Raw genomic sequence first — 23,621 nt, forward strand, 5'->3', positions numbered from 1 at the left:
TCAGTCCTCGTTCCCGGTCTTGCGGACCAGCTTGAGCCAGAAGAAGTCTCGCGAACCCATGGTCACCGTGAAGCGTGCCTGCTCGTCCACGGAGACGAAGCCGCTGCCGCCGAACAGGTCCTGCACCTGGGCTCCGGCATACGGGCTGGGCAGCTGGATCCTGGTGCCCTGGGGGCGCGGCGACAGGTTGTTGACGCACAGGACGGTCTCGGCGGGGGTGTCCTCGTCCGCCTCGGCCTCGGTGACCTCGCGCAGGAAGGCGAGGATCGCGTCGTTGTCGCTCGGCATGACGGTGAAGGTGCCCATGCCCATCACCGGGTGGTGACGGCGCACCTGCAGCATGCCGCGCATCCAGTGCAGCAGCGACGAGCTGGACGCCATCGCCGCCTCGACGTTGACGTTGTTGTGGTGGTAGACGAGCGACTGGATGACCGGCAGGTAGAGCTTGCCGGGGTCGGCGCTGGAGAAACCCGCGTTGCGGTCCGGCGTCCACTGCATCGGCGTGCGCACCGCGTCGCGGTCGTTGAGCCAGATGTTGTCGCCCATGCCGAGCTCGTCGCCGTAGTACAGGCACGGCGAGCCGGGCAGGGACAGGACCAGCGCGTTGATCAGCTCGATCTCGGCGCGGGAGTTGTCCAGCAGGGGAGCGAGGCGGCGGCGGATGCCGACGTTGGCCTTCATGCGCGGGTCGGGGGCGTACCAGCCGTACATCGCGGCCCGCTCCTCGTTGTCCACCATCTCGAGCGTCAGCTCGTCGTGGTTGCGCAGGAAGGTGCCCCACTGCGTGCCCGTCGGGATCTCGGGGGTCTCCTCGAGCACCTTGACGATGGGCGTGGCCTTGCCCTCGCGCAGCGCGTAGTACAGGCGCGGCATCACGGGGAAGTGGAAGCACATCTGGCACTCCGGCGCCTCCTCGGAGCCGAAGTAGTCCACGACCTCGTGGGGCATCTGGTTGGCCTCGGCCAGCAGGATGCGGCCGGGGTACTCCTCGTCCACCATGCGCCGCAGCTGGGCCAGGAACTCGTGCGTCCTGGGGTGGTTCTCGCCGTTGTGCCCGTCCTCCTCGAAGAGGTAGGGGACGGCGTCGAGCCGGAACCCGTCGATGCCCATGTCCATCCAGTAGCGGACGATGTCGAACATCTCCTCCTGGACCTTGGGGTTCTCGAAGTTGAGGTCCGGCTGGTGGGAGAAGAAGCGGTGCCAGAAGAACTGCCGGCGCACGGGGTCGAAGGTCCAGTTGGAGACCTCGGTGTCCACGAAGATGATGCGCGCGTCGGAGTACTTGGTGTCGTCGTCGGACCAGACGTAGTAGTCGCCGTAGGGCCCCTCGGGCTCCGAGCGGCTCGCCTGGAACCACGGGTGCTGGTCGCTGGTGTGGTTCATCACGAAGTCGGTGATGATCCGGATGCCGCGGGCGTGGGCCTGCGACACCAGCTCCTTGAACTCCGGCAGCGTCCCGAACTCCGGCAGCACCGCGCGGTAGTCGGCGATGTCGTAGCCGCCGTCGCGCAGCGGTGACGCGTAGAACGGGGGCAGCCACAGGCAGTCGACGCCGAGCCACTGGAGGTAGTCGAGCTTGCCGAGCAGGCCGGTGAAGTCACCGGCGCCCGACCCGTTGCTGTCGGCGAAGGCGCGGACGAGCACCTCGTAGAAGACAGCCTTGCGGAACCAGCGCGGGTCGTGCTTGAGCCCGGGCTGGGCGAGGTTGAGGCCGTGCACCTGTCAGAACCTCCGGACGTGGATGATGTGGGCGGGTTCGGCGTCACGGCCGAGCCGGACGAAGTTGTCCGGTCCCCAGTGCCAGGACTGCTGGGTCATCTCGTCGTGCGCCACGAACCCGTCACCGTATCCCAGACCGAGGGCGGGCATGTCCAGGTGGATCCAGGACTCCCGCGTCGAGTGCGGGTCGAGGTTGGCGACGACGATGACGGTGTCGTCGTGACCGTCGGGCGTGCGTGCGGTCTTGGAGAACACGATGATGTTCTCGTCCTCGCAGTGGTGGAACGTGATGTTGCGCAGCAGCCTCAGCGAGGGGTGCCAGTGACGGATCTGGTTGAGCGTGCGCAGGTAGCCGTCGAGCGACTGACCGGCCTTGGGCCCACCGGGCGCGTAGTCCGCCCAGCCGCGGTCCTTGAGCTGGTACTTCTCGTTGTCGATCTGCTCCTCGGCGCCCGGGCGCGCGACGTGCTCCATCAGCTCGTAGCCCGCATAGATGCCGTAGGTCGGGACGAGGGTGGCAGCGAGCGCAGCCCGGACCTTCCAGGCCGCCGGCCCGCCGTACTGCATGTAGGGCGTGAGGATGTCGTGCGTCGTCGGCCAGAAGGACGGGCGCATGTAGGCCGCGGCGTCGCCGGCGAGCTCGGTGACGTACTCCTCGAGCTCCCACTTCTCGTTGCGCCACGCGTAGTACGTGTAGGACTGCTGGAAGCCGATCTTGCCCAGCGTGTGCATCATCGCGGGCTTGGTGAACGCCTCGGCCAGCCAGATGATCTCGGGGTGGGTCTTGGCCACGTCCGCGATCAGCCACTGCCAGAACTCGACCGGCTTGGTGTGCGGGTTGTCGACGCGGAAGAGCGTGACGCCATGGTCGATCCACACCTGGATGACGTCGCGGACGGCCTGGTAGATGCCCGCCGGGTCGTTGTCGAAGTTCAGCGGATAGATGTCCTGGTACTTCTTGGGCGGGTTCTCGGCATACGCGATGGTCCCGTCGGCCCGCGTCGTGAACCACTCCGGGTGCTCGGTGACCCAGGGGTGGTCGGGCGAGCACTGCAGGGCGATGTCGAGCGCGACCTCGAGCCCCAGCTCGCGCGACCGGGCGACGAACGCGTCGAAGTCCTCGAACGTGCCGAGGCTCGGCTCGATCGCGTCGTGGCCACCCGCCTCGGAGCCGATGGCGTAGGGCGAGCCCGGGTCCAGCGGTCCCGCGGTCAGGGTGTTGTTGGGGCCCTTGCGGTTGGTCCTGCCGATGGGGTGGATCGGGGTGAGGTAGACGACGTCGAAGCCCATGTCCCGGATGGCCGGCAGCCGCTCGGCGGCGGTGCGCAGCGTCCCGGTGTGCCAGGTCCCGTCGGCGTCCTGGTAGGCGCCCTCGGAGCGGGGGAAGATCTCGTACCACGCCCCCGCCAGCGCCAGCTGACGCTCGACGAGCCAGCTCTGCTCGGGGGAGGGGGACACGTGGTCGCGGAGCGGGCGGGCCGTGATCTCACGCGCGACGGCGTCGCCCGCTCCGGCATACAGCCGGTCAGGCAGGGGACGGGAGGTGTCGCGCAGGGCGACCACGGCCTCCCGCAGGACCTGCTGCTGCTCGGGGGAGCGCTCGACCTCGGCGAGGGCCCGCTCGAGCACGAGCGCACCCTCCTCGAGCATGAGCTCGACGTCGACGCCGGCCTCGACCTTGATGACGGCGTCGTGGTGCCAGGTGCCGTAGGGGTCGGACCAGCCCTCGACGCGGTAGGACCACAGGCCCTCCCGGTCGGCGGCGATCTGCGCCTCCCACAGGCTCAGGCCGACGTTGGTCGAGCGCATCGGGACGTAGGCCGTGCGCCCGTCCGGATCGGTGATGGCGACGGAGGCGTTCACGGCGTCATGACCCTCGCGGAACACCCGCGCGGTGACGGTGAACGGCTCGTGCACGACGGACTTGGCGGGCAGTCGCCCCTCGTCGACGCGAGGGGTCACGTCGAGCACGGGGATGCGGCCGATGGGGGTCTGGGGGGCGGATGACAGTCGTGGGGCGGTCACTCGCGTCACGGTACCCAAAGAGTGTGTCCGGATCGCACCTGAGAGGTCGTCGTCTCGCCCAGCGGAGCGATTCCTCGCCGGTTCTCGCAGGTTACGGCGTGGTGCGCCCAAGGCTGGGTCTCCAGGGGGGCCCGTCCACTACAGTTGGCGGCAGTCCCGGACCGCCCCAGGCCGCGCTGCAGCGGACCGTCGGATTCTTCGTGTCCGGGTGAACCACGACACCGGAGGCGACATGACGCAGGACGCGACCGCGCTGGACCCCAGCTCGAGCTGGCTGGCGGACGAGAGGCCCTTGCCCTACGACACCACGACGACCGGACCGTCGCTCGACCCGAGCAACCCGCTGGCCACCGCGCCGGTCGCCCGGCCCCCGCGCACGGTCGACGGGTTCGCCCGGGAGTACCTGCGCGAGCTGAACTTCGGCGAGGGCGTGGCCCTGTCCCGAGCGTCCCAGAACGACCAGTACCTCGCCCTGGCACGCACGATCCGGCACTACCTCATGGCGGACTGGCTCGAGACGGCCCGGCGGCGCCGGGAGAACCCGACCAAGATGGTCGGCTACCTGTCGGCGGAGTACCTCCTCGGCCGGCAGATGGGCAACGCCCTGCTCGCGACCGACCTCGGCGCGATCGCCGACCAGGCCCTCAAGAGCCTCGGCCTGGACCTGCGGACGCTGCGCGCCCAGGAGGTCGAGCCCGGCCTCGGCAACGGCGGCCTGGGGCGCCTCGCCGCCTGCTTCGTCGACTCCCTCGCCACGATGGACGTCCCGTGCATCGGCTACGGCATCCGCTACGAGTACGGCATCTTCCGGCAGACCTTCGAGGGCGGGCGCCAGGTCGAGGTCCCCGACTCCTGGCTCTCGCTCGGCGGGCCGTGGGAGTTCCCGCACCCGGACCGCGCGGTGACCGTGGGCTTCGGCGGCAGCACCGAGACCTACGTCGAGGACGCGGGGGACGGCTCCGGCCGCCAGGTCCAGCGCAGCCGCTGGGTGCCGGCCTGGAACGTCCTCGGCGTGCCCTACCACTACATGGTCCCGGGCTACCAGAACGGCGTGGTCAACACCCTGCGCCTGTGGAGCGCCCGCGCCACGCAGGCCTTCGACCTGCAGATCTTCAACTCCGGCGACTACGCGGCAGCCGTGCGCGCCCAGACCTTCGCCGAGAACATCTCCAAGGTGCTCTACCCCGAGGACTCCACCCCGCAGGGCCGCGAGCTGCGCCTGCAGCAGCAGTACTTCTTCGTCGCCTGCTCGCTCAAGGACTTCATCGACCGCACGCTGGAGAAGGACTTCGACCTCCACCGCCTGCACGAGCGGATCATCTTCCAGCTCAACGACACCCACCCGGTCATCGCGATCCCCGAGATGATGCGCCTGCTGATGGACGAGCACGGCATGGAGTGGGACGAGGCGTGGGCCGTCACGCAGAAGTGCTTCGCGTACACCTGCCACACGCTGCTGCCGGAGGCCCTCGAGGTCTGGCCCGTCGAGCTCGTCGGCCGTCTCCTGCCGCGCCACCTCGAGATCATCTACCGCATCAACGAGGAGTTCCTCGAGACGGTCCGCGAGGCCTTCCCGGGCGACGAGCTGCGGGTGCGTCGTATGTCGATCATCCAGGACCACCCCGAGCGCGCCGTCCGCATGGCCAACCTCGCCACGGTGGCCGGGGTCAAGGTCAACGGCGTGGCCGAGCTGCACTCGCAGCTGCTGCGCGACAAGGTCCTGCCGGACTTCTCCGAGATGTGGCCCGACAAGTTCACCAACGTCACCAACGGCGTGACCCCGCGCCGCTTCATCCGCCTCGCCAACCCCACGCTGTCGCAGCTGATCACCGACACCATCGGCGTCGGCTGGGAGACCAAGCTGGAGCGGCTGGAGAGCCTCGAGCCGTATGCCGAGGACGAGGAGTTCCGCGAGCGCTTCGCCGCGGCCAAGCAGGCCAACAAGAAGCGCCTGCGCGAGCTGCTGGCGGTGCGCGACGGCATCGAGCTGCCCGAGCACGGCATGGTCGACGTGATGGTCAAGCGTCTGCACGAGTACAAGCGCCAGACGCTCAAGCTCCTGCACATCGTCTCGCTCTACGAGCAGATCATCTCGGGCCAGGTCGACAAGGACTCGGTGGTGCCGCGCACGTTCGTGTTCGGCGCCAAGGCGGCTCCCGGCTACCACATGGCCAAGGAGATCATCTACCTCATCAACTCGGTCGCCGCGACGATCAACGCGGACGAGCGCGTCAAGGGCGTGCTGACGGTGGCCTTCCCGGCCAACTACAACGTCACGCTCGCCAACAAGCTCATCCCGGCCGCCGACCTGTCCGAGCAGATCTCGCTCGCCGGCAAGGAGGCGTCGGGCACGGGCAACATGAAGTTCGCCCTCAACGGCGCGCTCACCATCGGCACGGACGACGGCGCCAACGTCGAGATCCGCAAGCTCGTGGGTGACGACAACTTCTTCCTGTTCGGCATGGACGAGCCGCAGGTCGCGGCGCTGCAGGCCAAGGGCTACGTGCCCAGCGCGGTCTACGAGGCCAACCCGCAGCTGAAGCGGGCCATCGACCTGGTCGCGTCGGGGCACTTCACCGGCGGCGACCGTGGCCTGGCCGCAACCGTCGTCGACGACCTGCTCTACAACGACCGGTTCATGACGCTGGCGGACTTCCAGTCCTACATCGACGTGCAGGGCGAGGTCGACAAGGCCTACCGCGACCAGGAGCGCTGGACGCGCTCGGCGATCCTCAACGTCGCCCGCAGCGGCTTCTTCTCCTCCGACCGGTCGATGAAGGACTACCTGCGGCGCATCTGGATGCCCACGCACGACTGACCGCCCGCGCGACCCCACCCCCATCCCCGCAGATCGTGAGTGTCTGGTCCGCCCTTCTTGGACCGAACACTCACGATCTCGGTGTGGTGGGGGTGGGATCCAGGCAGCTGCCGTATGACGCGCCAACGGCCTCTCGCCGGCGCCACCATGCCCAGGCGGCACCACCGGGTGCACGACCGGCCTGCGTCTGGATCACCGTCCTGCGTCCGGGCCACTGTCCTACGTCTGGCCTGCCGGCCCCCGTCTTGGGCTGCAGCCCCAGACGGGGGACGGCCATCCAGACGGGGATCGGCCAGGCAGACGGGGGACGGCCACCCAGACGGGGGCGCGGCGACGTTGGGGTCAGCGGATGGCGCGGAAGATCTGCATCGACGGCCCCGACGTGACGCGTTCCTGGCCCGGGACGAGCCGCTCGCCCGCGGCGTCCGGCCGCTCCCACGCGCTGTCCCACATCAGGCGGTAGGCCTTGACCGCGTCGGCGTGGGGGAGCGTGACCGTGATGTCGTGCGCCGACCCGTGGAAGCACAGCAGGAAGGACTCGTCCTCGACGCAGTCCCCGTCGATGTAGGTGAGCAGCGTCGCGTTGCCCGGGTCGTCCCAGCGGGCGGCGGTCATCGGCTCCCCGTTGAGCGCGTACCACATGAGGTCCGCCGTGCCGTCCGGGTGGGGCGCCCGCCCGCCGAAGAAGTGCCGCTGCCGCAGCGCGGGGTGCTCGCGGCGCAGCCGGGCCAGCCAGCTCGTCGTCTCGACCAGGTCCTCCTGCCACGGCTGCAGCGACCAGTCGATCCACGAGGCGCCGTTGTCCTGGCAGTAGGCGTTGTTGTTGCCGCGCTGGGAGCGGCCGAGCTCGTCGCCCGCGCACAGCATGGGGATCCCGGCCGCGACGAACAACGTGCCGAGCAGGTTGCGCATCGAGCGGTGCCGCCGCGCCTGGGTCTCGGGGTCGGCGGGCCCCTCGGCGCCGTGGTTCCAGGACCGGTTGTTGTCGGTGCCGTCGCGGTTGTTCTCGCCGTTGGCGCCGTTGTGCTTGACGTCGTATGCCGTGAGGTCGGCCAGCGTGAAGCCGTCGTGCGCCGCGACGAAGTTGACCGAGGCGACGGGGCTGCGGTCGTGGTGGCGGAAGAGGTCCTCCGACCCCACGAGCCGGGTGGCGAGGTGCGAGACGCCGTGGCCGGACTGGCCGTGCGCGCTGCGCGCCTGGTCGACGAGCCAGAAGGTCCGCACGTCGTCGCGGAAGCGGTCGTTCCACTCGGCGAAGGGCGGGGGGAACTGGCCGGTCCGCCAGCCGTTGAAGCCGATGTCCCAGGGCTCGGCGATGAGCTTGGTGCGCGAGAGCACCGGGTCCGAGCGCAGCGCCATGAGGAACGGGTGGTCGGGGTCGTAGCCGTCGTCCTTGCCCCGCCCGAGCGCCACCGCGAGGTCGAACCGGAAGCCGTCGACGTGGCACTCGGTCACCCAGTAGCGCAGCGAGTCCAGGACCAGGCGCATGGGGACGATGTGGCGGGTGTCGAGCGTGTTGCCGCAGCCGGTGACGTCGACGTCCCGGCCGCGCCCGTCGAGGCGGTAGTAGGTCGCCGCGTCCAGCCCGCGCAGCGACAGGGTGGCCCCGTCGACGCTCTGCTCGCAGGTGTGGTTGTAGACCACGTCGAGGATGACCTCGATGCCCGCGCGGTGCAGGGCCTTGACCATCCCCTTGAACTCGGCGAGCACGCCCTGGGGGTTGGTCGCGGCGGCATACGGCGCGTGCGGGGCGAAGAAGCCGAGCGTGTTGTAGCCCCAGTAGTTGGCCAGGCCGCGCTGCACGAGCTGCGGCTCGGACTCGAAGGCGTGGACGGGCAGCAGCTCCAGGGCCGTGATCCCGATGCGCGTGAGGTGGGCGATGGTGGCGGGGTGCGCGATCCCGGCATACGTCCCGCGCAGGTGCTCGGGCACGCCGGGCAGGCGGGCCGTGAGGCTGCGGACGTGGGCCTCGTAGAGGACGGTCGAGGAGATGGGGTTGCGCGGGTGGGCGTCCCCCTCCCACTCGAACCGGCCGTCGACGACGACGCCGCGGGGGACGAAGGGCGCGCTGTCGCGGGGGTCGATCACGTCGATGTCGCCGTGCAGCGAGTCGTCGACCGAGTGGCCGTAGACCTCGGGCCGCCAGGTCACGGCGCCCTCCACGGCGCGGGCGTAGGGGTCGAGCAGCAGCTTGGCGGGGTTGTGCCGGTGGCCCTCCCACGGGCGCCACGGCCCGTGCACCCGGTAGCCGTAGCGCTGCCCCGCGCGCACCCCGGGAACGGTGTCGAACCACGTGCCGAAGGCCCTGTGCCGCAACGGGATCCGCCGCTCCGAGGCGCCCGTCCGGTCCTCGGGGTCGAAGAGGCACAGCTCGACGGCGTCGGCGTGCCCGGCGTGGACCGCGACGTCCGCCACGTCCACCCCCGAGACGGGATCCACCCGGAGCGTGACGCCGAGGGCAGGGGTGTGGTCGTTCGTGGTCGGGGCCATGGCGCCGAGTGTAGGGCGGGCCGCGCGCCGGACGGCGCGGACGCTCGGGGGGCGAGGATGGCTCGGGCCAGTCCGTGACGTTACGGTGGAGCCATGACGGATCCCACCTCCCTCCCCAACTTCCCGCCGCCTGCCGACGAGCACCCGCTGCGCGGCCAGGTCCTCTCCGCCCTCCACGACGACGGGCTCATGGCGGACCTCGACGCCGACGGCGACGTCGCCTACAAGGTGCAGGGCCAGCAGCTGTTCGTCCGGTGCATCGAGGGCGACGTCACCATCATGCGCGTCTTCGGCCAGTGGCAGATCGGCGAGGACGTCCCCGCCGACGAGCTGGCCCAGCTGCGTGCCTGCAACGAGCTGTCCTTGCGCATGAGCGTCGTCAAGGCCGGCCTCGCCGGCGGCACCCTCGTCGTGACCGCCGAGCACGTCATGCTCCCGGGCACCGACGTCAAGGTCCTGCTGCCCATGACGACCTCCGTCGTCCTCGCGGCCGTCCAGACCTGGCACCAGATCGCCACCGGTCAGGTCCAGCTCGACGAGGACGGCGACGGCCAGGGCGACCTCGGCCAGGGCGGGCTCCAACAGTCCTGAGCCCCTCCGGCCGTATGCCGTCGCGCCCCTGCCCTCCCTCGTGAGGGGAGGGGCGCGCCCGTTCCCCCGAACGTCCGCAGGTGAAGTTACCAGCGGGTAATGTAGAGGGAGGCCCGGGCGTGACGTCCGCCGGTGTGGTGACCACCACTGCGCCGACGCGTCCCGTCAGGGCACAATGCCAACCGTGCGGCGTCGCCGTCCTGGCGCACGCCGCGAGCACCGAGAGAAGAGGACCCGCACGCATGGACATCGTTGTCTGCGTCAAGCACGTGCCGGACGCCCAGGGCGACCGCGGCTTCGACGACACCGACTGGACCACCGACCGCCAGGCCGTCGACGGCCTCATGTCCGAGCTCGACGAGTACCCCGTCGAGGAGGCGCTGCGGATCATCGAGGCGGGCGAGGGCACCCTGACCGTCATCACGATGGGCCCGGACGCCGCCGCCGACGCCGTCAAGAAGGCCCTGCAGATGGGCGCGGACAAGGGCGTCCACGTCAACGACGAGGCGCTGCACGGCAGCGACTCGGTCGCCACCTCCCTCGTCCTCGCCGAGGCCATCAAGAAGGTCGGCCAGCCCGACCTCGTGATGTTCGGGATGGCGTCGACCGACGGCGCCATGAGCGTCGTCCCGGCCATGGTCGCCGAGCGTCTGGGGCTGCCCCAGGTGACGCTGGCGTCCGAGCTCACCGTCGAGGGCTCCTCGGTGACGATCCGCCGCGACGGCGACACCGCCACCGAGCGCATCGAGGCATCCCTGCCCGCCGTCGTCTCGGTCACCGACCAGACCGGCAACGAGCCGCGCTACCCCTCCTTCAAGGGGATCATGGCCGCCAAGAAGAAGCCCGTGGAGACCTGGTCGCTCGCCGACCTCGGCATCGAGCCCGCCCAGGTGGGCCTCGAGGCCGCGTCGACCAAGGTCGAGCAGGCCACGCCGCGCCCGCCGCGCGAGCAGGGCACGATCGTCAAGGACGAGGGCGAGGGCGGCACGCAGCTCGCCGAGTTCCTCGCGTCCAAGAAGTTCATCTGAGCCGGCCACGGCGACAAAGGAGTTCACTGACATGGCTGAAGTTCTCGTACTGGTCGACCACACCGACGGCAAGCTCAAGAAGACGTCCGCCGAGTTGCTGACGCTCGCGCGCCGCATCGGTGAGCCGAGCGCCGTATTCCTCGGCAAGGGCGTCGAGACCGCCCTGCCCGTCCTCGCCAAGTACGGCGCGGAGAAGGTCTACGTCAACGACGACGAGCAGATCGCGCAGTACCTCGTCGGCCCGACGGTCGACGCCCTGGCCGCGGTCGTCGCGCAGGCGTCGCCGGTGGCGGTGCTGATGACCACCGGCACCAACGCCAAGGAGGTCGCGGGCCGGCTCGCGGTCCGCTGCGACGGTGGCGTCCTCACCGACGCGATCGACGTGGAGTCCGGCGGCAACGGCGTCCTCACGACGCAGTCCGTCTTCGCCGGCAACTGGACCGTCCAGGCCACCGGCACCAAGGGCCCGACCTTCGTGACGGTCAAGCCCGGCTCGGTCGCCCCCGAGGCGTCCCAGGGTGCGGCCGCGCAGGAGTCCGTCACGGCGGAGATCTCCGACGCGTCCAAGGGCGCCCGCATCGTCGACAGCCAGCCCAAGCAGTCGACGGGCCGTCCGGACCTGTCCACCGCGCAGATCGTCGTCTCCGGCGGTCGCGGCACGGGCGGCGACTTCACCCAGGTCGAGGAGTTCGCCGACTCGATGAAGGCCGCCGTCGGCGCCTCGCGCGCGGCCGTCGACGCCGGGTGGTACCCGCACTCCTCGCAGGTCGGCCAGACCGGCAAGCAGGTGTCGCCGCAGCTCTACGTCGCGTGCGGCATCTCCGGCGCGATCCAGCACCGGGCGGGCATGCAGACGTCCAAGACGATCGTTGCCGTCAACAAGGACGAGGAGGCGCCGATCTTCGAGCTCGTCGACTTCGGCGTCGTGGGCGACCTGTTCAGCGTCCTGCCCCAGGCCACCGAGGCCGTCAAGAAGCGCTGACCTACCTCAGGTAGTCACATCCGCCGGGGTTAGCACGCCAGGCGAGTGTGACTACCCGAGGTAGGCACATCCGCCTGGGTTGGACGTGCCGACGCCAGGCGGGTATGACGGGCCGGGCATGACGAACCGGGTATGACGAGCTCAGGTCGATCCGTGGCCGCCGCCACGCGCACGCGTGAGGGCGGCCCCGATCTTCGTCATACGGCCTCTAGGGTGGGAACCGCCCGGCGGGGCCACGACGTCCACCAGAGGACGTCAGCAGCAGTGCAGCGGTGCGGAGGGGGATCCACATGACCACGCGACGGTCCCAGGTCGTGGTGCTCGGGATGACGGCCGTCCTGGCGGGTGCGATCACCGGCTGCTCGTCGGGCACCCGCCCCACGTCGGCCGGGGTCTGCGTCGACCCCGACAGCAACACCCGCGTCGAGGACCGCTACTGCGACCAGTGCCTCGACCCGCGCACGGGCAAGCCGCTGCGCAAGCCGAATGGCCAGCCCTACACCGAGGCGGAGTGTGAGGCGCAGCACCGTCGCGGGGGTGGCGGGGTCCTGCTGCTCGGCGGGATGCGCGGCCCGGGCTGGTACTACTACAACAACGGCGCGCGGGTCCCGCGGGTGGGTGGCGCCGTCAGCGGCGGCAGCTTCAGCGCACCGTCCAACCACTCCTACGTCCGCGGCGGTGTCGACCGCAACGGCACGACCCTCGACGCGTCGAAGGTCAAGGGCGGCAAGACCACGACCATCTCGCGGGGCGGCTTCGGTGGGTCCGGCAGCAAGGGCAGCAGCTGATGCGGCGCGTCCCCTCGGAGCCGCGGACCGGCTGGCGGGAGACGGTCGAGTCTCAGGGGCTGGTCTATCCCGTCACCGTCCAGCCCGACGGCACCGAGCGCCCCTACTGGAACGAGCACGCCTACTACGCCCTCACCGCCGCCGAGGTCGACCAGCTCGAGGCCGCCACCGAGCAGCTGCACGGCATGTGCCTCGAGGCCGCCCGCCACCTCGCCACCGGAGCGATGGGCGACCTCGGGCTCCCCGAGGGGTCGCTGCGGCTCGCGCAGGCCTCGCTCGACGCCGCCACCCCGTCCCTCTACGGCCGGTTCGACCTGCGCCACGACGGCGAGGGACCGCCCAAGCTGCTGGAGTACAACGCCGACACCCCCACCGGGCTGCTCGAGTCCGCGGTGATCCAGTGGTTCTGGCTCGAGGACACCCACCCCGACCGCGACCAGTGGAACTCCGTGCACGAGAGGCTGATCGCCGCGTGGCAGGACCTGGCGCCGCGCATCACCCAGCCGGTCTGGTTCGCCCACCACGAGGGCGAGACCACCGGCGAGGAGTGGATGACCGTGACCTACCTGCGCGACACGGCCGAGCAGGCCGGGCTCGCGACGCAGGGCATCACGATGGGGCAGATCGGCTACAACGAGGCGGCCGAGTACTTCGTCGGGCACGAGGCGCGGATGCTCCGCACCTGCTTCAAGCTCTACCCGTGGGAGGACATGCTCCGCGAGCCGTTCGGCCGCTGGGTCGAGCCGCGCCCCAACCCGATGTACGGCACCACGTGGATCGAGCCGCCGTGGAAGGTGCTGCTGTCCAACAAGGCGCTGCTGGCCGCCCTGTGGCACCTCTACCCGGGGCACGAGCTGCTGCTGCCGGCCTACCTCGACGAGCCGCGTGAGCTGACCGAGTGGGTCGCCAAACCGCTGCACGGGCGCGAGGGTGACAACATCCGCATCCACGCCGAGGGGATCGAGCACGAGCAGCCCGGCGGCTACGGCGCCGAGGGCTGGTGCTACCAGCAGTGGTGCCCGCTGCCCGAGCTCGACGGCAACAAGGTCGTGCTCGGCAGCTGGGTCGTCGACGGGCGCGCCGCGGGCGTCGGCATCCGCGAGAGCGACGGCTGGATCACCGACTACGACGCGCGCTTCGTGCCGCACCTGATCGACACCGCACCACCCAGCGAGGCCCAGCGCACGGCATGGGTCGACGACGACCGGAGGGGATCCCGACGATGACCGACATGCTCGAGTCTCTGCTGTATGCCGCTGTCTACTGCCTGGCCGGGATCGCCCTGCTGGCAGGGGGATTCGTCACGATGGACCTCCTCACGCCGGGGCGGCTCGGCGAGCGCATCTACACCGAGCGGTCGATCAACGCGGCCCTCATCGTGGGTGCGGAGTTCCTCGGGCTCGGGGCGATCGCCTTCACGACGATCTGGACCAACGGCAGCGCCGGCTTCGGCGCGGCGCTGGCCTGGACGCTGGCGTTCGGGATCCTCGGGATCGCCCTGCAGGCCGTGAGCTTCCTGGTGCTCGACGCCATCACGCCAGGCTCGCTGCGCGCGATTGCGGTCGAGCAGGGCCTGCACCCGGGCGCCATCGTCGCCGCGTCCGCGATGCTTGCGGTGAGCGCCATCGTGTGCGCGTCGATAGCCTGACGGCGTGACCGACGACACCACCCGCACCTGGCAACCCCTGCCCATCGACCGCCCCGTCCGCGTCGCCCTGCTCGGCCACGGCCTCGCGGGCAGCGTCTTCCACGGGCCCCTGCTGGCCGCCGACCCCCGGTATGCCGTCGCCGTCGTCATGACGTCCTCGCCCGAGCGCGCGGAGGCGGCCCGCAGCGCCCATCCCGGTGTCGAGGTCGTCCCGGACGCCGACGCCGTGTGGGAGCGGGCCGGCGACCTGGACCTCGCGGTCGTGGCCACACCCGGCGAGACCCACGCGCGGTTCGGCATACAGGCTCTCGAGCACGGTCTGGCCTGCGTCCTCGACAAGCCGGCCTGCACGACGGCCGCGGAGGGCGCCGAGCTCCTGGCCACCCAGGCGCGGACCGGGGTGCCGCTCACCGTCTTTCACAACCGCCGGTTCGACGGCGACTTCCTCACGGCTCGGCGGCTGCTGCGCGAGGGCCGGCTGGGTGAGATCGTGCGGATCGAGTCGTCGTTCGAGGTCTGGAAGCCCACGGTCACCAAGGCATGGAAGGCCGGCGCCAGCCCCGCCGAGGGCGGCGGCGTGCTCTACGACCTCGGACCGCACCTGATCGACCAGGCCGTGCAGCTCGCCGGTCCGGTCGAGGACTCGTATGCCGTCCTGCGCGCGCTTCGCGCGGGTGCGCTCTCGGACGACGACGCGGTCGTGGTGCTGCGGCACGAGTCCGGCGTCGTCAGCCACCTCACCGCCAGCACCCAGGCTCGCCGGCCCGGGCCGCGGATGCGGGTGCTCGGCACCGAGGGCGCCTGGACCTGCTACGGCCTCGACGGTCAGGAGAAGGCCCTCGGGGCGGGTGCCTTGCCGAGCGACGGGGACTTCGGGGAGGCCGGGTCCGACCGGGGGAGCGTGCTCACGACCGACGCCGGTGACGAGGCCGTGCCGCTGGAGCGGGGGGACTACCCGCGCTTCTACGCCGAGCTGGCCGACGCCCTGCAGGGGCGGGGCGAGGTGCCGGTCGACCCGGCCGACGCCGTGGGCGTGGTGGGCCTCATCGCCGACCTGCACCGTCGCCACCCGGTCCGACCGCGCCCGTAGACTCGAGGGCGTGCTGCAGGACTACGCCTATCTCGACCACGCCGCCACGACCACCGTCCACCCGGAGGTGATCGAGGCCGTCGCGGCCCGCCGCGCCGTCGTCGGCAACCCGTCCAGCCTGCACACCGCCGGCCGTGCGGCCCGCCGCGTCGTCGAGGAGTGCCGCGAGCAGATCGCCGAGGCGGTCGGGGCCCGCCCCTCGGAGGTGGTCTTCACCTCCGGCGGGACCGAGGCCGACAACCTGGCGGTCATCGGGGGCTATCGCGCGCGTCGGGCCGCCGACCCCGCCCGCCGACGCGTCCTGACCAGCACCGTCGAGCACCCCGCCGTCCTGGACGCCGTGGAGCACCTCGTCACGCACGAGGACGCCGAGGTGACCTGGCTCGAGGTCGACGAGACCGGTCGGGTGCGCCTCGACCAGGCCCGCGCCGCCATCGAGGACGACCCCGGCTCGGTCGCCCTCGTCTCGCTGATGTGGGCCAACAACGAGGTCGGCACGATCCAGCCGGTCGCCGAGGTGGCCGCGGTCGCCGCCGCGCACGGCATCCCCGTGCACACCGACGCCGTGCAGGCGGTGGGGCACGTGCCGGTGGGCTTCGCGGAGTCGGGCGCCACCCTGCTCTCGCTCACCGCGCACAAGCTCGGCGGGCCCGTCGGCACCGGGGCGCTGCTGGTGCGCCGCGACGCCGCCGTCTCGCCGCTCACCCACGGTGGGGGCCAGGAGCGCCAGATCCGGTCGGGCACCCTCGACACCGCCGGCATCGTCGGCCTGGCCACGGCGCTCGAGATCGCCTGCCGGTCGAGGGAGTCCGAGACGGAGCGGCTCGTGGCGCTGCGCGACCGGCTCCTGCACGGGGCGCTCGCCCTGGGGCTCGGCATCCGCGTCGGCGGGGACTGGGAGCCGGGCGACGCGACCCGCCGGCTGCCCGGCAACGCCCACCTGCTCGTGCCCGGCTGCGAGGGCGACTCGTTGCTCTATCTCATGGACGCGGCCGGCGTGCTCTGCTCCACGGGCTCGGCCTGCCACGCCGGCGTGCCGCAGCCCTCGCACGTGCTGCTCGCCATGGGGCTCAGCGAGACCGAGGCGCGGGGAGCCCTGCGCCTCACCCTCGGCCACACCTCGACCGAGGCCGACGTCGAGCGCGCCCTCGCCGCCCTGCCCGGCGCGGTGGAGCGGGCGCGGCGCGCCGGGTCGCTGTCGGGGGAGGCGCCGCGCGAGACCTCTGCGCCCGAGAGGGTCCAGCCCGCCCAGACCGGCCACACCTCGACCGGCCGGACCACCGAGACCGCCCAGGCCCCGCGGGTCGACCTGTCCGACGCGGAGGTCGCGAGCTGATGCGCATCGTCGCCGCCATGAGCGGGGGCGTCGACTCGGCCGTCGCCGCGTCGCGCATGCTCGAGGCCGGGCACGACGTCGTGGGCGTCCACCTCGCGCTGTCCACGTCCGCCGCCACGCTGCGCGAGTCTGCCCGCGGCTGCTGCACGCTCGAGGACGCGGGCGACGCCCGCCGGGTGGCCGACCGGCTCGGGATCCCGTTCTACGTCTGGGACATGGCCGCGCGGTTCAAGGCCGACGTCGTCGACGACTTCGTCCAGGAGTATGCCGCCGGCCGGACCCCCAACCCGTGCCTGCGCTGCAACGAGCGCATCAAGTTCGCGGCGCTGCTCGACAAGGCGCTGGCGCTGGGCTTCGACGGCGTGGCGACCGGGCACTACGCCCAGGTCGTGGAGACCACCGGTGCCGACGGGACGAGGCGGCGCGAGCTGCACCGCGCCGTGGACCAGGCCAAGGACCAGAGCTATGTCCTCGGGGTGCTCGACGCCGACCAGCTCGCGCGGTCGTTCTTCCCCCTCGGCGACTCCATCAAGCCGCAGATCCGCGAGGAGGCGGCGGCCCGCGGCTTCGCCGTGGCCAAGAAGCCCGACTCGCACGACATCTGCTTCATCGCCGACGGCGACACGCGCGGCTGGCTGGCGCAGCGGCTGGGGGAGCAGCCCGGCGAGATCGTCGACGAGACCGGCTCGGTCGTCGGCAGCCACCAGGGCGCCTACGCCTACACGGTCGGGCAGCGCCGCGGCCTGCGCCTCGGCCGGCCCGCCGCGGACGGGGCGCCGCGCTACGTCGTCGACGTGGACGTGCCCCGCAACCAGGTCGTGATCGGCCCCGCCGACCTGCTCGGCATCGACGCGATCCGCGGCGACCACGCCCGCTGGTGCGGCGCGCCGCCCGCCGGCGAGGTCGAAGTGGGGGCCCAGCTGCGGGCGCACGGCGAGGAGCTCCCGGCCCGGGCCTGGGTCGACGGGGACGCCGTGCAGGTCCGGCTGCTCGAGCGCACGCGTGGCGTCGCGCCCGGCCAGTCGGTCGTGCTCTACGACGGCACCCGCGTCGTCGGGTCCGCCACCATCGCCGAGACCTGGCGCGATGGCGGTGCTCGGCATGAGGGTCGCCGGGACCGGGTATGCGGCATACCTCACCAGCGGACGGCACCCAAGGTCGTCCGCACGACCGGCAAGGAGATGACCATGACGGACATCGACCCCCAGGGCACCGAGCTGCGCAACCACGAGCTGGCCGACGAGGACTCGCGCCAGCACACCGAGACGGCGGTCGAGGGCGACTCCGAGGGCCAGCAGGACGCCGAGCGTGTCCACTCCGAGGACCCCGCCGAGGGCTGAACCGCTTTTCGAGAGGCGACAGACGGGGGTGATCCGCGACGGATGACCCCCGTCTGTCGCCTTCCGACGTGTACGAGCCGGATGCCGGAGCGCGCTACCGTCGAGGTGTGACGAGAGCGACAGGCATGGGTTCGTGGCCGGGCACCGACGTGCGCGAGACGCAGCGCGGGGTGCGGTCGCTGCTCGCTGAGGAGGGGCTGCCCTACCTGCCCGAGCTGCCCGACCGCGGGCCCGGGGCCGACATGATCGGGCGCGCCGCGGCGCTGCTCGTGGACCTGCACGTCGACCTGCAGCCGATGGGCTGGCGGTTCGTCGACCGGCCCGGACGCGACGCCGACCGCGCACGCTCGTGGTGGGGGCAGGACCTCGACGAGCTGGCCGAGACCTTCGACGGCTACGAGGGCGAGCTCAAGGTGCAGGTCGCCGGGCCGTGGACCCTCGCGTCGTCGGTCTGGCTGCACCGGGGCGAGCGCAGCGTCGTCGACCCGGGGGCCGTCCGCGACCTGGCGGGCTCGCTCGCCGAGGGCATCAAGGGTCACGTCGCCGAGGTGGAGCGCCTCGTCCCGGGGGCGCGCGTCGTGCTGCAGCTCGACGAGCCGTCCCTCCCCGGAGTGCTCGCCGGTCGCCTGCCCACCGCCAGCGGCTTCGGTCGGATCCCCGCCGTCGACTCGTATGTCGCCGCCAACCTCGTGGGGGAGGTGCTGCAGGCGGCGGGGGACCGGCATACGGTCGTCCACTGCTGCGCCAAGGGCACGCCGCTCGCCCTGCTGCGCACCACGGGCGCCTCGGCGCTCGCCGTCGACGCCACCGTCCTGGGTCCCAAGGGCTGGGAGTCGCTCGCCACCACCCTCGAGGCGGGCACCGACGTGTGGCTCGGCAGCTATGCCTCGGCGTCGCCGCTGCCCACCGTCGCCGCCGTCCACGACGGACTCGTGCGCCGCTGGCACGAGCTCGGGCTCGCGGCCAGCGACCTCGCGGAGGTGACGATCTCGCCGGCGTGCGGCCTGGTCGGGCTGTCGCCCGCCGACGCCGTCGCCGCGCAGCGCCTGGCGGTGCAGGTGGCCGAGGCGGTCACCGAGACGGCCCTGGGGTGAGCGCCACCCGCGTCCCCTGGCAGGTCAAGTGGATCGGGCTCGTCCTGATCTGGGGCTCGAGCTTCCTGCTCATGAAGGTCGGGCTCGACGCCCTCGCACCCCTGCAGATCTCGACGCTGCGCGTGGTGTCCGGCGCGGTGGTCGTCGTGACCCTGCTGCACCTCGGCCGGGGTCGCCTGCCCAGCGAGCGGCGCGCGTGGCTCCACCTGCAGGTCGTCGGATTCTTCTTGTGCACGGCGCCGTTCACGTTGTTCGCGCTCGGCGAGACGCGGGTCAGCTCGGCGCTCGCCGGCATCGGCAACGCCGTCACGCCCATCGCCACCGTCGTGCTGACCATGCTGTTCGTGCGGGACGAGCACTACTCGCTGCCTCGCCTGGCGGGCGTGGTGCTGGGGTTCGTCGGCGTCGTCGTGATCATGCAGCCGTGGGCGGTGCACGAGCGGCCGGACCTGCTGGGCTTCGCGATGACGCTGGCCGCGGGCACGTGCTACGGCATCGGCTGGACCTGGCACCGGCTGCACCTCAAGCGCTACGACCCGGGCGGGCTGAGCGTGCCGGCCGGCCAGCTCGTCAGCGCCTCGGGCCAGCTCGTGCTGCTGCTCACGGCGTGGTGGGCGCTCGGCGGGTCCGGCCTCTCGGCGCCGTGGTCCACGCACCTGGCCCGCCCCGGCGGCTCGGTGCTGTGGCCGCTGCTGGCCGTGCTCGTGCTCGGGACGGTCGGCACGGGGTGGGCGTTCACCGCGCAGTTCGACGTGGTGCGGGCCGCCGGGGCGACGGTGGGGACCTCGGTCACCTATCTCATCCCGGTCGTGTCGGTGCTCCTCGGCGTGCTCGTGCTGGACGAGCACGTGACGGCCTGGACGCTGGTGGGTTTCGCGTTCGTCCTGGCGGGGGCCGTGCTCATCGGCCTCGGCAACCGCTGGGCGACGTCGCACGCCGCCCGGCGCGCTGCGCGAATCCACTGACCCCGTTCGGCAACCACGTGGCGTCGTCCCCAAGGCGTCATCACTCGCCGGAGGTCACTTGGCAGGGAGGGAGCGCGCGAAGTCCAGCCCCACCTCGAGCCAGGTGCGCAGCCCCTCGTCCGTCGCCAGCGTGCGCTCGTCGACGACCAGCCAGTTCTGCATCTCGCGGCCCTTCATCACCATCCGGCTCGCCCCGTCCTCGGCCACCAGGCGGTCCGCCTCCTCCGGGTCGCAGCGCAGCATCAGCCCGCCGGCGCTGACGGCGGCCACGGCCATGTTGCCCGACGCGAGGAAGGCCAGCCCGCCGAACATCTTCTTCTCCGTCACGTCCAGGTCGTCCTGCACGTACGCCCGGATGCGGGCGGCCAGGTTCTCGTCATACGCCATGCCCACGATGATGACCCACGTGGTCGCTCAGGGGGTCTGTCCGACCCGTCTGGCACGATGCACGTATGGCGAGGAGCACGTCCCCGGCTCGCGGGGTCACCGACGACGAGGCCGACATCCCGACGACCGAGACCGAGGTGGCCGACGCCTCGGTCGAGGCCCGCCACGAGTGGACCGACGTGGCGCAGCGGGTGGTCGAGGCGCAGGAGGCCTACTACGGCCGGGACGCGCCGACGCTGTCGGACGCGGACTACGACCAGCTGATGCGCCGCCTGCAGGAGCTCGAGGAGGAGTTCCCCGACCTGCGCACGCCCGACAGCCCGACCCAGCGCGTCGGGACCTTCCACCAGGCCACCGACTTCGCTCCGGTGGAGCACCGCGAGCGGATGCTCAGCCTGGACAACGTGTTCTCCGCCGACGAGCTGGCCGAGTGGCTGGCCCGGGTGGAGCGAGACCTCGAGGGGGCGCCGCACTACCTGTGCGAGCTCAAGATCGACGGGCTCGCCATCAACCTGCTCTACGAGGGCGGCCGGCTGGCGACGGCCGCCACGCGCGGCGACGGGCGCGTGGGGGAGGACGTGACCCCCAACGTCCGCACGATCGAGGGCATCCCGCACCGGATCACCGGCGACGACGTGCCGGACCTGCTCGAGGTGCGCGGCGAGATCTTCTTCCCCATCGAGGCCTTCGGCGACCTCAACGCGAGCCTGGTCGAGCAGGGCAAGGCGCCCTTCGCCAACCCGCGCAACGCGGCAGCAGGGTCGTTGCGGCAGAAGGACTCTCGCATCACGGCGACCCGCCCCCTGCACATGCTGGTCCACGGCATCGGCGCCCGCACGGGCTTCGCCATCACGCGCCAGAGCCAGGCCTACGAGCTGCTGACGGCCTGGGGCTTCCCGACGTCCTCGCACTACCGCGTCTTCGAGAGCCCGCAGGAGGTGCTGGACTTCGTCGCCTACTACGGCGAGCACCGCCACGACGTCGAGCACGAGATCGACGGCATCGTCATCAAGGTCGACGAGATCTCCCTCCAGGGCCGGTTGGGGACGACCTCGCGGGCGCCCCGCTGGGCGATCGCCTACAAGTACCCGCCCGAGGAGGTCAACACCACGCTGCTCGACATCCGCGTCAACGTCGGCCGCACCGGGCGGGTGACCCCCTACGGCGTGATGGAGCCGGTCAAGGTCGCCGGCTCGACCGTCGAGATGGCCACGCTGCACAACGCCTTCGAGGTGGTGCGCAAGGGCGTGCTCATCGGCGACACCGTGGTGCTGCGCAAGGCCGGTGACGTGATCCCCGAGATCCTCGGCCCGGTCGTCGACCTGCGCGACGGCACCGAGCGGGAGTTCGTGATGCCGACGCACTGCCCGGCGTGCGGCACCGAGCTCGCCTACGAGAAGGAGGGCGACAAGGACATCCGCTGCCCCAACGCCCGCTCCTGCCCAAGCCAGCTGCGCGAGCGGGTCTTCGGCCTGGCATCGCGCGGCGGGTTCGACATCGAGGCGCTCGGCTGGGAGGGCGCGATCGCGCTCCTGGACTCCGGCGTGATCGCCGACGAGTCCACGTTGTTCGACCTGAGCGCGGAGGACGTGGCCCGGGTGACGCTCTACACGCGGGCCGCCACCAAGAAGGAGCTGGCCGACCCGGACTCCGTGCCCGAGCCGGGGATCGTGGACGGGCACGTCCTGTCCGCCAACGGCCGCAAGCTCGTCGACAACCTCGACAAGGCGAAGGAGCAGCCCCTGTGGCGCGTCCTCGTGGCGCTGTCGATCCGTCACGTCGGGCCGACCGCGGCGCGGGCGCTCGCCACGCACTTCGCCTCGATGGACGCCATCCGCGCCGCGTCGGTCGAGGAGCTGGCGGACGTCGAGGGGGTCGGCGGCGTCATCGCCGAGTCGGTCGTGCAGTGGTTCGACGTCGACTGGCACCGCGAGATCGTCGAGCGCTGGGCCGCCTCCGGGGTGCGTATGGCGGACGAGCGGGACGCCTCGATCGAGCGCACGCTCGAGGGTCTCACCGTGGTCGTCACGGGCTCGCTCGAGAGCTTCACGCGCGACTCGGCCAAGGAGGCGATCATCGCCCGCGGCGGCAAGGCGGCCGGCTCGGTCTCCAAGAAGACCGACTTCGTCGTCATCGGCGACAACGCCGGCACCAAGGCTGCCAAGGCCGAGGAGCTCGGTCGCCCGGTCCTGGACGAGGCCGGCTTCGTTCGTCTGCTCGAGGGCGGCCCGGACGCCGTCTTGGATTGAGCTGCTGGTTGCGGGTACTCCTGGCGACTGGTCCTGACGGTCGGTGAGGGTCTCGGCGGATGGGTGTTTCCGCTGGTCAGGGGTGGTTTCCGGTCATACTTTTCGCTATCATGTTCGTATGACGACAGCGCCGCTCCCCGAGGCTCACCAGCCCGACGCGGGTCCGGCACGCCGCCACCTGGCCCCCCTGTCCGACGCCGCGACCGGGACGCTGTCGGCGGTTGGGGTGGACGCGGTCGTGGACCGGTTGGTGGTGCTGGACGAGACCCTCACCGACGCGGATCGGACCGTGTTGCTGGCGTCCCTGCAGCGTTTGGAGCGGGCGGCGCAGGCCGCGCAGCTGCGGGTGATGCTGGCCCTGGACGAGGACCGCCACGACCAGCGCGAGGCATCGGGGCGCGCGTCGGACCGGCGTTCCTGCGCGCCGGGGGTCGCGGCGGAGGTCGGGGCGGCGTTGGGGTGCTCGGCGTCGGCGGCGGGGTTCCGGTTGGGGTTGGCGCGGGTCGCGGACCGGGAGCTGCCCCGCCTGGCGGGTCTGCACCGGCGGGGGCTGGTGTCGGTCGATCACGTGCGGGCGGTCGCGGCGGCCACGATCGGGGTGGGCCGGGATGACCGGCTCACCGTGGACGAGGAGGTCGCCCCGCACGCGGCGGGGTGGACCGTGCGGGAGCTGGAGGCCCGGGCCCGGGCGATCGCCTACGAGCTGGACCCGGGCGCGGCGACCGCGGCCCACGACCGTGCCGTGGCGGACCGGCACGTGTCGGGTCGCCCGGTCCCGGGCGCGATGATGCGCTTGTCGGCGTTGCTGCCGTTGGTGGAGGGCGTGGCGTGCCTGGCGTCGTTGGGTCGGGGTGCGCAGGCCGCGAAGGCGGCCGGGGACGCGCGCAGCGTGTCGCAGCTGCGCGCGGACCTGCTGGTGCAGCGGATCACCGGGGAGGCGCCCGGGTGCATGCCGGTCGAGGTCGGGGTCGTGATGAGTGATCTGACCGCGTTCGGGACCGGGGACACCGCGGCGTGGCTGCCCGGCTACGGCCCGGTCCCCGCCCCCGTGGCCCGCCGGCTGCTGCGCGG

General features: G+C 71.8%; 17 protein-coding genes and 1 pseudogene. 14 read left to right on the plus strand and 4 right to left on the minus strand.

Annotated features, from left to right (window positions below):
• Positions 1–1,719: a maltose alpha-D-glucosyltransferase gene (gene treS / locus K313_RS0114740; protein WP_029212251.1), complete on the minus strand. Its 1,719-nt coding sequence runs from the start codon at positions 1,717–1,719 to the stop codon at positions 1–3.
• Between the two features lie 3 nt (positions 1,720–1,722).
• The gene (locus K313_RS0114745) at positions 1,723–3,744 is read right to left on the minus strand and encodes an alpha-1,4-glucan--maltose-1-phosphate maltosyltransferase (protein ID WP_029212252.1); all 2,022 of its coding nucleotides are present in this window, start codon (positions 3,742–3,744) and stop codon (positions 1,723–1,725) included.
• Between the two features lie 232 nt (positions 3,745–3,976).
• On the opposite strand from K313_RS0114745, the gene K313_RS0114750 reads away from it, so the two are divergent.
• The gene (locus tag K313_RS0114750; protein WP_029212253.1) at positions 3,977–6,562 is read left to right on the plus strand and encodes a glycogen/starch/alpha-glucan phosphorylase; all 2,586 of its coding nucleotides are present in this window, start codon (positions 3,977–3,979) and stop codon (positions 6,560–6,562) included.
• Positions 6,563–6,904: 342 nt separating this feature from the next.
• On the opposite strand, the gene glgX is transcribed toward K313_RS0114750, so the two are convergent.
• Positions 6,905–9,052: a glycogen debranching protein GlgX gene (gene glgX / locus K313_RS0114755; RefSeq protein WP_029212254.1), complete on the minus strand. Its 2,148-nt coding sequence runs from the start codon at positions 9,050–9,052 to the stop codon at positions 6,905–6,907.
• Positions 9,053–9,145: 93 nt separating this feature from the next.
• On the opposite strand from glgX, the gene K313_RS0114760 reads away from it, so the two are divergent.
• The 11 genes and pseudogenes from K313_RS0114760 to K313_RS0114810 all read left to right on the plus strand — a co-directional run bounded on the left by K313_RS0114760 (position 9,146) and on the right by K313_RS0114810 (position 19,914).
• Positions 9,146–9,643 (plus strand): T3SS (YopN, CesT) and YbjN peptide-binding chaperone 1, encoded by a 498-nt coding sequence (locus tag K313_RS0114760; protein ID WP_029212255.1) that lies wholly within the window; start codon positions 9,146–9,148, stop codon positions 9,641–9,643.
• 242 nt (positions 9,644–9,885) lie between these two features.
• Positions 9,886–10,671 carry an electron transfer flavoprotein subunit beta/FixA family protein gene (locus K313_RS0114765; RefSeq protein ID WP_019285604.1) on the plus strand — a complete coding sequence of 262 codons (786 nt, stop codon included), beginning with the start codon at positions 9,886–9,888 and terminating at the stop codon, positions 10,669–10,671.
• Between the two features lie 31 nt (positions 10,672–10,702).
• Positions 10,703–11,653, plus strand: a complete 951-nt coding sequence (locus K313_RS0114770) for an electron transfer flavoprotein subunit alpha/FixB family protein (RefSeq protein ID WP_029212256.1) — start codon at positions 10,703–10,705, stop codon at positions 11,651–11,653.
• 290 nt (positions 11,654–11,943) lie between these two features.
• The gene (locus tag K313_RS0114775; RefSeq protein ID WP_029212257.1) at positions 11,944–12,441 is read left to right on the plus strand and encodes a hypothetical protein; all 498 of its coding nucleotides are present in this window, start codon (positions 11,944–11,946) and stop codon (positions 12,439–12,441) included.
• Positions 12,441–13,667: a glutathionylspermidine synthase family protein gene (locus K313_RS0114780; RefSeq protein ID WP_029212258.1), complete on the plus strand. Its 1,227-nt coding sequence runs from the start codon at positions 12,441–12,443 to the stop codon at positions 13,665–13,667. Before K313_RS0114775 ends, K313_RS0114780 begins: the two co-directional genes overlap by 1 nt.
• The gene (locus K313_RS0114785; protein WP_019285600.1) at positions 13,664–14,089 is read left to right on the plus strand and encodes a DUF350 domain-containing protein; all 426 of its coding nucleotides are present in this window, start codon (positions 13,664–13,666) and stop codon (positions 14,087–14,089) included. Before K313_RS0114780 ends, K313_RS0114785 begins: the two co-directional genes overlap by 4 nt.
• 4 nt (positions 14,090–14,093) lie before the next feature.
• Entirely contained in the window at positions 14,094–15,179 is a 1,086-nt protein-coding gene (locus K313_RS0114790) for a Gfo/Idh/MocA family protein (protein ID WP_029212259.1), read from the plus strand.
• 10 nt (positions 15,180–15,189) lie between these two features.
• Positions 15,190–16,515, plus strand: a complete 1,326-nt coding sequence (locus tag K313_RS0114795) for a cysteine desulfurase family protein (RefSeq protein WP_029212260.1) — start codon at positions 15,190–15,192, stop codon at positions 16,513–16,515.
• A pseudogene (gene mnmA / locus K313_RS0114800) lies at positions 16,515–17,600 on the plus strand (tRNA 2-thiouridine(34) synthase MnmA); the annotation flags it as partial. The gene K313_RS0114795 and the pseudogene mnmA, both read left to right, overlap by 1 nt.
• Before the next feature lie 362 nt (positions 17,601–17,962).
• Positions 17,963–18,949 carry a uroporphyrinogen decarboxylase/cobalamine-independent methonine synthase family protein gene (locus K313_RS0114805; protein WP_029212262.1) on the plus strand — a complete coding sequence of 329 codons (987 nt, stop codon included), beginning with the start codon at positions 17,963–17,965 and terminating at the stop codon, positions 18,947–18,949.
• A complete protein-coding gene (locus K313_RS0114810; RefSeq protein ID WP_029212263.1) occupies positions 18,946–19,914 on the plus strand; it encodes a DMT family transporter in 969 nt (322 codons plus the stop codon). The genes K313_RS0114805 and K313_RS0114810 overlap by 4 nt, the downstream gene beginning before the upstream one ends.
• A 54-nt stretch (positions 19,915–19,968) precedes the next feature.
• On the opposite strand, the gene K313_RS0114815 is transcribed toward K313_RS0114810, so the two are convergent.
• Positions 19,969–20,301, minus strand: coding sequence for a TfoX/Sxy family protein (locus tag K313_RS0114815; RefSeq protein WP_029212264.1), 333 nt, complete (start codon positions 20,299–20,301; stop codon positions 19,969–19,971).
• Positions 20,302–20,366: 65 nt separating this feature from the next.
• Here K313_RS0114815 and ligA point away from each other — a divergent pair, with 65 nt between their 5' ends.
• Positions 20,367–22,550 (plus strand): NAD-dependent DNA ligase LigA, encoded by a 2,184-nt coding sequence (gene ligA / locus K313_RS0114820; RefSeq protein WP_029212265.1) that lies wholly within the window; start codon positions 20,367–20,369, stop codon positions 22,548–22,550.
• Positions 22,551–22,668: 118 nt separating this feature from the next.
• On the plus strand, positions 22,669–23,621 hold a 953-nt coding region (locus K313_RS22555), incomplete at its 3' end, for a DUF222 domain-containing protein (RefSeq protein ID WP_029212266.1).

This window comes from Arsenicicoccus bolidensis DSM 15745 (assembly GCF_000426385.1).
Taxonomy (GTDB): Bacteria; Actinomycetota; Actinomycetes; order Actinomycetales; family Dermatophilaceae; genus Arsenicicoccus; species Arsenicicoccus bolidensis.